The organism is Propionispira arboris, assembly GCF_900109225.1.
Taxonomy (GTDB): Bacteria; Bacillota; Negativicutes; order Selenomonadales; family Selenomonadaceae; genus Propionispira; species Propionispira arboris.
The window spans coordinates 45,772-53,676 of sequence record NZ_FNZK01000026.1; the positions used below are offsets into that span (position 1 = coordinate 45,772).

At 34.6% G+C, this 7,905-nt stretch carries 8 protein-coding genes; 3 read left to right on the top strand and 5 right to left on the bottom strand.

What is annotated here, in order from left to right; all coding sequences use genetic code 11:
- Positions 1–160: 160 nt before the first annotated feature.
- Positions 161–451: a hypothetical protein gene (locus tag BMY14_RS19065; RefSeq protein ID WP_091835458.1), complete on the top strand. Its 291-nt coding sequence runs from the start codon at positions 161–163 to the stop codon at positions 449–451.
- Positions 452–477: 26 nt separating this feature from the next.
- Complete coding sequence (locus BMY14_RS19070; protein WP_091835460.1) at positions 478–834, top strand: hypothetical protein; 357 nt, start codon at positions 478–480, stop codon at positions 832–834.
- Between the two features lie 222 nt (positions 835–1,056).
- Here BMY14_RS19070 and BMY14_RS19075 read toward each other — a convergent pair whose 3' ends face one another.
- From BMY14_RS19075 to BMY14_RS19085, 3 genes are all read right to left on the bottom strand, one after another.
- On the bottom strand, positions 1,057–2,007 hold the full coding sequence (locus BMY14_RS19075; RefSeq protein WP_342741781.1) for a glycosyltransferase family A protein: 951 nt from the start codon (positions 2,005–2,007) through the stop codon (positions 1,057–1,059).
- Positions 2,008–2,431: 424 nt separating this feature from the next.
- Complete coding sequence (locus tag BMY14_RS19080; RefSeq protein ID WP_019555380.1) at positions 2,432–3,277, bottom strand: KilA-N domain-containing protein; 846 nt, start codon at positions 3,275–3,277, stop codon at positions 2,432–2,434.
- 90 nt (positions 3,278–3,367) lie between these two features.
- Complete coding sequence (locus BMY14_RS19085; RefSeq protein WP_091835464.1) at positions 3,368–3,553, bottom strand: helix-turn-helix domain-containing protein; 186 nt, start codon at positions 3,551–3,553, stop codon at positions 3,368–3,370.
- A 1,109-nt stretch (positions 3,554–4,662) separates the two neighbouring features.
- On the opposite strand from BMY14_RS19085, the gene BMY14_RS20710 reads away from it, so the two are divergent.
- Positions 4,663–6,210 carry a hypothetical protein gene (locus tag BMY14_RS20710; protein ID WP_177177669.1) on the top strand — a complete coding sequence of 516 codons (1,548 nt, stop codon included), beginning with the start codon at positions 4,663–4,665 and terminating at the stop codon, positions 6,208–6,210.
- Between the two features lie 700 nt (positions 6,211–6,910).
- Here BMY14_RS20710 and BMY14_RS19095 read toward each other — a convergent pair.
- A complete protein-coding gene (locus BMY14_RS19095) occupies positions 6,911–7,048 on the bottom strand; it encodes a helix-turn-helix domain-containing protein (protein ID WP_091835469.1) in 138 nt (45 codons plus the stop codon).
- A 601-nt stretch (positions 7,049–7,649) separates the two neighbouring features.
- Positions 7,650–7,905, bottom strand: a 256-nt coding sequence (locus BMY14_RS19100) for an ATP-binding protein (RefSeq protein WP_177177524.1), incomplete at its 5' end; no start/stop codon positions are given.

Genomic DNA, 7,905 nt, shown 5'->3' on the forward strand with positions numbered 1-7,905 from the left:
GGAGTACCGTTTAGGCTTGCTTCCTGAATTTTTGAATAGCTTTGAGCGGATTCTTTCTTTTGTTGATATAATCATAGCATGATATCGAGCTGAAATATAGAGCTTACGTTAAATGAACGGAGACTGTCGGCTGCAAAAAAATGACAGGGAGGCTTGCACCATGAAAACTAATATAAAGAATTTGCGTGTAGTTTATTTTTATTTTTTATTTGTTCTACGAATGGTTGCAATTTATCAACGGTTCCACTTGAAGATACAAAGCGTATGTGGTGTGTTTGATATCTTCACTCCTTACCAACGGGTTGAACAAGTAAATCGAGGCGAACAAATCATAGAGGAAAGGCAGGGCCATTTTGGGTTCCAACGTAAGGCTCAGAAAACGGACTGGGGAAAATGTACTATTTTTCCATATATTAAAAGCATTAAACAAAATTGTGGAGAAAAAGTATAAAAACATATTTTCGTGGAGGTACAGCCGTGATAAAAGTCATTACATATTTGCTTGTCATAGTGATTCTAGGTTTCACAAGACCCGCATTTGCTGCTCCCAAATGGATGACGATGATCGAACTACCGATGCTGACCTATCAGATTGATCAGGAAACGGTTGGAATTACCGGTAAAGATAAGGATGATCGTCAGATGGATGTAGGGATAAAACTGGTGAACAAGAACCAGGGTGGGGCAGACAAACACACCATTACGCGGCTGTTTAAGGGGAATTCCAGCCTGGGGATTGTCCATTACGCCATGAAATCGTTAATGACACCGGAAAAACGGGATGTAGGGTTCAGCATCATAGAAGGAGTCAAATATTCCGATCATCCACTATAATATCAGGAGAAACGATAATGCTTTTGCCGTTGAAAAATAGTGTCACGATGTACTTTATTTCTATAATCATAGCATAATAGTAAGTAAAAATAAGGACTTGGCAAATCGCCAAGTCCTTATTTTTACGCTAAATTACTATGTGTTTTTATATAATGAGATACTTCCGAATTATTTTCTCTATTGTACTATATTTTTCGGATTTCTCATTTTAAATTGATCTATTTATATTCTAGCAGCAATTCGTACTGCTGCAGCCATACCTCCATCACCATAACTCGGAGATTTCATGAACTTCTTCGACGCATCACTAAGATTCGAATTTAAAATTTGTTTTTTCATTTCGCTTTCCCATGCGTATAGTCGAGATATGGAGATTGCTTCCAAATCAAGCATCACATCGACCATATGCTTAGCATATGCATTAGAATGTTTTTCCATCAGATACTTCATTAATTCTAATCTCTTATCCATACTGCGGACATTCGATGATGCCGGTACTGTGCGATAGTCAATCAAAGCTTCTTCTACGATTGCAATACGAGCCTTTGGCGAAGTCTCAAGTAGCCGGAGAAAATAATCCCAATCTTCAAATCCCGTACGCATCGTTTCATCATATCCACCGCATTTTCTCCATGCTTCACAGCGCATGATATGCGTTGCAGGACAGCAATTATGAGAAAGAAACTTTCGAATATCACCACCTGATGGGCATACGATACTTTGGAGTACGCCGAATGTCTTCATCCATGAAGATACAGCGACAATTTCAGAGGATTTCTTAATATGAGGTAATGCTTGTTCCACAAAAGACGGTTCCAGTTTATCATCTCCATCTAGAACCAATGCAAATGTAGTATTTGCGAGTTGGATGCCGGTATTTCTTGCCGCAGAAACGCCAGAATTTTTCTGTCGATGAACCATAATTGGAACTTGGTTTACCATTGATTCTAACCCTCTTATGATGTCCAGCGATTTTTCGTCCGTCGATCCATCATCAACGATGATGATTTTATCCGGCAAGATGGTTTGATTCAATAACGACTTTAAGGCCTCTTGAATCATCTCTCCTTGATTAAAGCTTGTAACTACAGCCGTTAGCTGTGATGCACATCGATTCGTGTTTGAAGAAATTTCCATTTTACCTCCGTTTATGCTGCTTTTGCCTGCCAGCATCCATCGCTTTTTCCATTTGATTTGTTTTTTGAATCCATAATTTTATTATAATACTTAATGCGTATTCTCTCAATCACCTTCCAGCAGTGCACGATTTTGCCTGAATACTGATTGGTTAGGTTTTAAGACGCAAAATAAGGCGCAGAATTTAAATTGGAACAACAAAAAAGCCTCCGAAAACCTCGGAGGCATTGATAACACTGGAGCTGATGATAGGAATTGAACCTACGACCTGCTTATTACGAATGACGTAAGGACTATTTGTGATTATTGTAGATTGATAGGAAATCATTGATTTTACTGGCTTTACGGGGGTCAGGATTGGTGAATGTTGGTTTGAAATGGCAATGGTTTTTAAATGTTAAGGCGCAAATAAGGCGCATTGATTTTGATTAGGCGTCGATTGTTATTGGGGGAGTACCGTTTAGGATTGCTTACTAAGTTTTTGAATGGAATCAATGTTTATGGTTTGAATAGCTTTGAGCTGATCAATGGCCATTTTATTTAAAAGATCAAGTCTTTGCTCTTGGGGGATATTTTCTTTAATAAGTATGGCATTATAGCTTTCCAGGTTAGCGAGAACTAATAGTTGATGAAGTGAAGCACAATCTCTGATGTTACCTTTAGCTTTAGGATACTCGTCTCGCCACTCTTTAGCTGTTTTGCCAAACAAAGCTACATTTAAGACATCGGCTTCGTTGGCATAGGTCATGGACTTTTGTTTCGGTGCTAGTTTTTGGGGAATCAGGTTTTCTTTTATGGCATCCGTATGAATTTTATAATTTAGCTTTGCAATTTCACGGTTTAAGTTCCAACCAAGTGCTAATTTACTGCTTGCATCGCTTTTTATTCGTTGATAGTCTTTTATAATATAGAGCTTAAATTCAGCTGAAACCCATGAGGCAAATTCAAAGGCAATATCACTATGGGCATAGGTTCCGCCGTATCGCCCGGATTTTGAAATCATGCCGATTGCATTAGTAGAGCTGATCCATTTTTGTGGAGATAGAGTAAAAGCGTTTAGACCAGCTCCTTTTCTAAAGGCGTCGAATTCGACCCCTTTAAAATTAGGATTATGGAGTTGTTCCCACAATCCGAGAAATTCTAAGGTATCTTTGGTTCTAAGCCAATTTTTAACAACATCTTTTGGTTCTTCACTTTTATAACGTGCAATATCTGTTAATGAAATGAAATCATTTTGAAAATCTTCCGAGAATATAGAGATTTCTATTCCTTTTGCATGGAGCGTTTCTTTATTTTGTTTAGCCATAAGATCCTCCGTCCGATGTACTTTACTGATATAATCATAGCATAATATTAAGTCGAAATATAGGACTTGGCAAATCGCCAAGTTCTATATTTACGCTAAATTATTTTGTTTTTTAATATATTCGATAACCCCTTGTTTAGGGATTTTCCAGATGCGGTTAGATCGGGAACATTTTAGTTCATCGGATGCTAATAATTTATAAGCAGCGTTTTTACCGATGGAAAGCATTTCACAAAGCTCTTCTACGGTTACTAGATCGTTATATTGTTCAAACATGATTGTTTTACCTCCAGTTTTGTTATATTACTTAAATGTTTATTGAAAAAAGCATTGCATGTATAAGTTGCAATAAACTTATACAACGTAAGAAAAATGAATATATTGCCATATAATCATCTTAAGTCATCATGGTGTTTATATAATCTTGGATTGAAGATTATATAAAATAAACTTTGCTGTATTTTATGGCTCTTATGGCATACAGAAATTTAAACGAATGAGAAATCAGATACTTTATATGGCTGCATAAAAATAGAAAATAGCGAAGGGAAATCCCCTCGCTAAAAACTCACTTTATGTTTTACCACAACACTTGACAAAGAACCGGAATTTATCTTTTTTACCGCCTGGGGCTACTTAATAACGAGTCCTCTAGAAACTTCATAACATGGGGGAGAGGAAAAGCTAGAAGATCTAGAAATTGTTGAGGCGCAGTTTGTTCTATTAATATACAGACTAATAAACGTTGAAAAATTCAGCATGAATTACGAGAATATAGTATAATAAAAAATATCTATGTTTGCTTAGGAAGGACTACCCTTGCGGTCCATGGGTGAACCACCAGCTCAACTCAGCGAAGCAGATAAAGGGGGGATGCCTTATGATATATACAGGCATAAAAAATTTAATAAAAAACATTAAATTTGCAGGAATTACAGTGAATTTTGGTATTCTTGGATTGAACTTCGCTGGGGGTTCTTCCTAAGTAAATATTGAATAGTATAAGAGCTTTTTTTGATTTTATGAAATAAATTTATGGTTAGCGATTATAAATCGCCCTTTGAGATTATATGCGAAGGAAAAATCTCTGTAGGTTGGATCTTCTATGATAATTTATAGAGCTAAAATTTTTTTGTCACTTAACCTTAGCTGAACTATAAAATATATTTTATACATGTCAAGAAAAGTCGTTGGAACATTATAAGTGCTGGATATCGTGAGTAGCTGCAATTTATGATGGGATAGTGAGTGTTCCGAAGGTTGCTGAGGAAAATGTGGAATATAAGTAAAGTTAATTAGATTTATTTGGAAAGATAATAATATATGATATAGCTATCTATTGAAATGGTTGAAAAAAGCAGTTAGTGTTAGCGAGGAGAATTAAAATGCCTAAAACAATGACACAATTTGAGCTACTTATATCGTGCCCGTCTGATGTACAGCAAGAATTACATCTTATAAAAGAAACAGTTGAAACTTTTAATAAAATTTTTGGTTCAGTAAATAATGCTAGGATAGAAGTACTTCATTGGTCATCTGGCGCATATCCTGAATCAGGAGACCATCCTCAAAAAATACTCAATAAGCAAATTGTTTTTTCTTGTGATGCGGCTGTCGCGGTGTTTTGGACAAAATTTGGGACCCCGACGGATGCATATAGTTCGGGTACAGAAGAGGAAATAGAAGAACTTATAAAAAGTGGTAAGCAAGTATTTTTATATTTTAGCGATTGCCCTCTTAAGCCATCTGAAATTGATAATGAACAGTATAAAAAAGTACTAGCTTTTAGGGAAAAATATAAAGATAAAGGACTGTATTGGACATATTCTAATCTGGATGATTTTAAAAAAGATTTTCTTAATCACTTATCTTTGCATTTTTTGAAGATGTTTGGGGAAGGAACTGACTTTAGAGCGAAAAGTAAATTATGTATTAACGGTGTATGTGATAGAATTCCCAAAGATCCACCAACTGCATTTCATACCAATTTTTTAAATTCGCCATATATGATAAACATGAAACAATCTATTATTGATAATATTGAAGAGATAAAAAATATTAGATTGTTTATTAAAATTAACAAGGAAAAGAAAAACGATGCTATAATGATGCCTGAGATATGGCAACAACAGATAAAAGCTATTAACAACATTTTTCCTTCTGAGCCTGCGAAGGTTGACGATTGTAAAGATGCCATTAATATTTTTATTGAACAGAATCACATTGATATACAAAATGATTTTTACTGTTTGGGAAATTTGATGATAATACAAAGTCCTATGGGTGGTGGACTATATGGAATGGAGCCAAGTAAATCAGAAACAGGAAGTGATGAAGAAAAGAAAAAGTATGAACTAATAAGAAACGTGAAACAGAAGATTGACAAGTTTATGCAATTAACTAGATATTTTGTTGAGCTTGATGCTAATGTTTATCTTAATCTTGCGCTCTGTAATATTGGGACGGATTTTGATGAAGATATTGATGTCAAACTATTTATTAATAAAAATCACCTTTGCGTACGTAAGCAACTGCCTATTCCAGAGGACGATATTCTTAATGTGGCAAATGAAATATTTGAACTTGTCTATAAACCGAAAAAGACGGTTGCAATAGATGAATATTATGATTATGATATAAGACCTAAAGGCTTTAGCATTCCACATCTGAATGGATTTGGACCGTCTTATAATGAAATAATTGAAAGTAAAAGAAATGATTTTAACAATAACTGCAAAACTATTTTCTGTTATGAATATTTTGAAGACGATGAGTGTGATATAGTTTGCTATAATCAAAAATATCTTAAACAGAATACCAACAGTTTTTTTCCTTCGTATCTTGTGTTTAAAGATTTTCCAGAACAAATAAGATATAAAATTACTTCTAAAAGATCTCCCAATATTATTGAAGGAGAATTGATTTGCAAATAAACTGACGTGACAATATTAAAATATGCAGGGCAATGAGGACAATTCGTTGTCTTGTTTTTTGTAGTTATTGCAACGTGCAAATAATGCTGCATTTAAGGGTGGAAATATTTGAAAAGTAAAAGCAACTTAATGATATTTGATCAGCATATAAATCGCCATTTTGGGCGTAGCCGTTATTATGTTGTTGATACGGTAGAGAAATATGAAATATTTAAATAGGTTTAAGGCTTAATTAGTTTTTGTCTGATTTTTATAATTGATGATTATTATGAAAGACTCATTGTTGAATGAAATATGAATTTGCAAAAAACTATTGATAGTACCAATTTTTCACCGTTATATATAATTCGATATACATAGATGAATTCTTGATTTACAATCGGGTGTAAGCTGTCAAAGGGGTTAAGAAACATCTTTGGATAACTCGAAATCAATTGTATCGCAAGGTACCGTGGATTCGAATCAAACCCTCGCTGATAGTAGTAATTTCAAGGATTCGCGTGGCTTGCGCGGAGCTTTTTTTATTGCATAAAAATAGAGCAGAAAAGCGCTTTTGACAATATTTTGACAACATCCGATAAAATGGATGTTGTCATTTTAAATTTAAAACTTAAATTTATCGGATAGAAATTAAAAATAGTGTAACAGATGGAACTTTATTTATACTGTGGGACTTGGCAAGAATACAAAGTCCTAATTTTTACACTAAATTACTTTGTGTTTTTATGTATGCAATAATACCCTGTTTGGGAATTTTCCAGACATGGTTATACCGAAAGCACTTTAGCTGTCCAGATGCTAGTAATTTGTAAGCCGCGTTTTTACCGATGGAAAGCATTTCACAAAACTCTAAAAACAGATAAAACGGAGGCTATCGCCAGCGTCAAAAAACGCTTACTGCCCAGAATTTAATCACATACAGGCTGTGTTAGAGAAAGCAAATATAAAACTAGCAAGCGTAATTACCAATATTGATGGTAAAACCGGGTTAAGTATTTTAACTGCAATTATATAATTAAAAGAAGGATATATAAATAAGTATAGAGAATGGCTGAAAAAGATGGTTTTGTATAATTACTAAAAAATATATGATTTGAGAGTAAATAAACACTCAAGGTAAGCAATTTTCAAAATTTTTAATTTAGATGATGCTGATGTAATTCGCCGTTAGCAGTATATTGAGAATTTTATCGTTGTAATAGCGAAAACAGACCTGAACTTTTTAAAAAATAAAAGGTTTAGGTCTGTTATATAGTTTGGATAGAATGTTGCAAGAGTTATATTAATTAAAGAAAAAATGTAAATAATTGATCGAAATACTTTTAGAGTATGGCGGTGTGAAAAGCTTAATGATAAATAACACAGTATATGGTGTATTTTGCAAGTGAAAATTCCTCACTTTTGCAAAAGTTTTTCCTCACCTATATGGGTGGGGAATTTTATCCATCTTGCCGCATAAGCGAATCGCGCATGCGGTTGCTAGGGCCATCGTAAAGCAAGAGATAACTATGGTGTACCAGCCGATCAATTATGGCTGCGGTCATTTGTTCATCATAAAAAATACTCACCCAGCGGCTGAACTCAAGATTGGTTGTCAAAACAACGTTCCTGCGCTCATAGCTGTCGGAAATAACTTGAAACAGCAATTGTGCAGCTTCTCTGTCCAATGGCACATAACCCCATTCATCACAGATT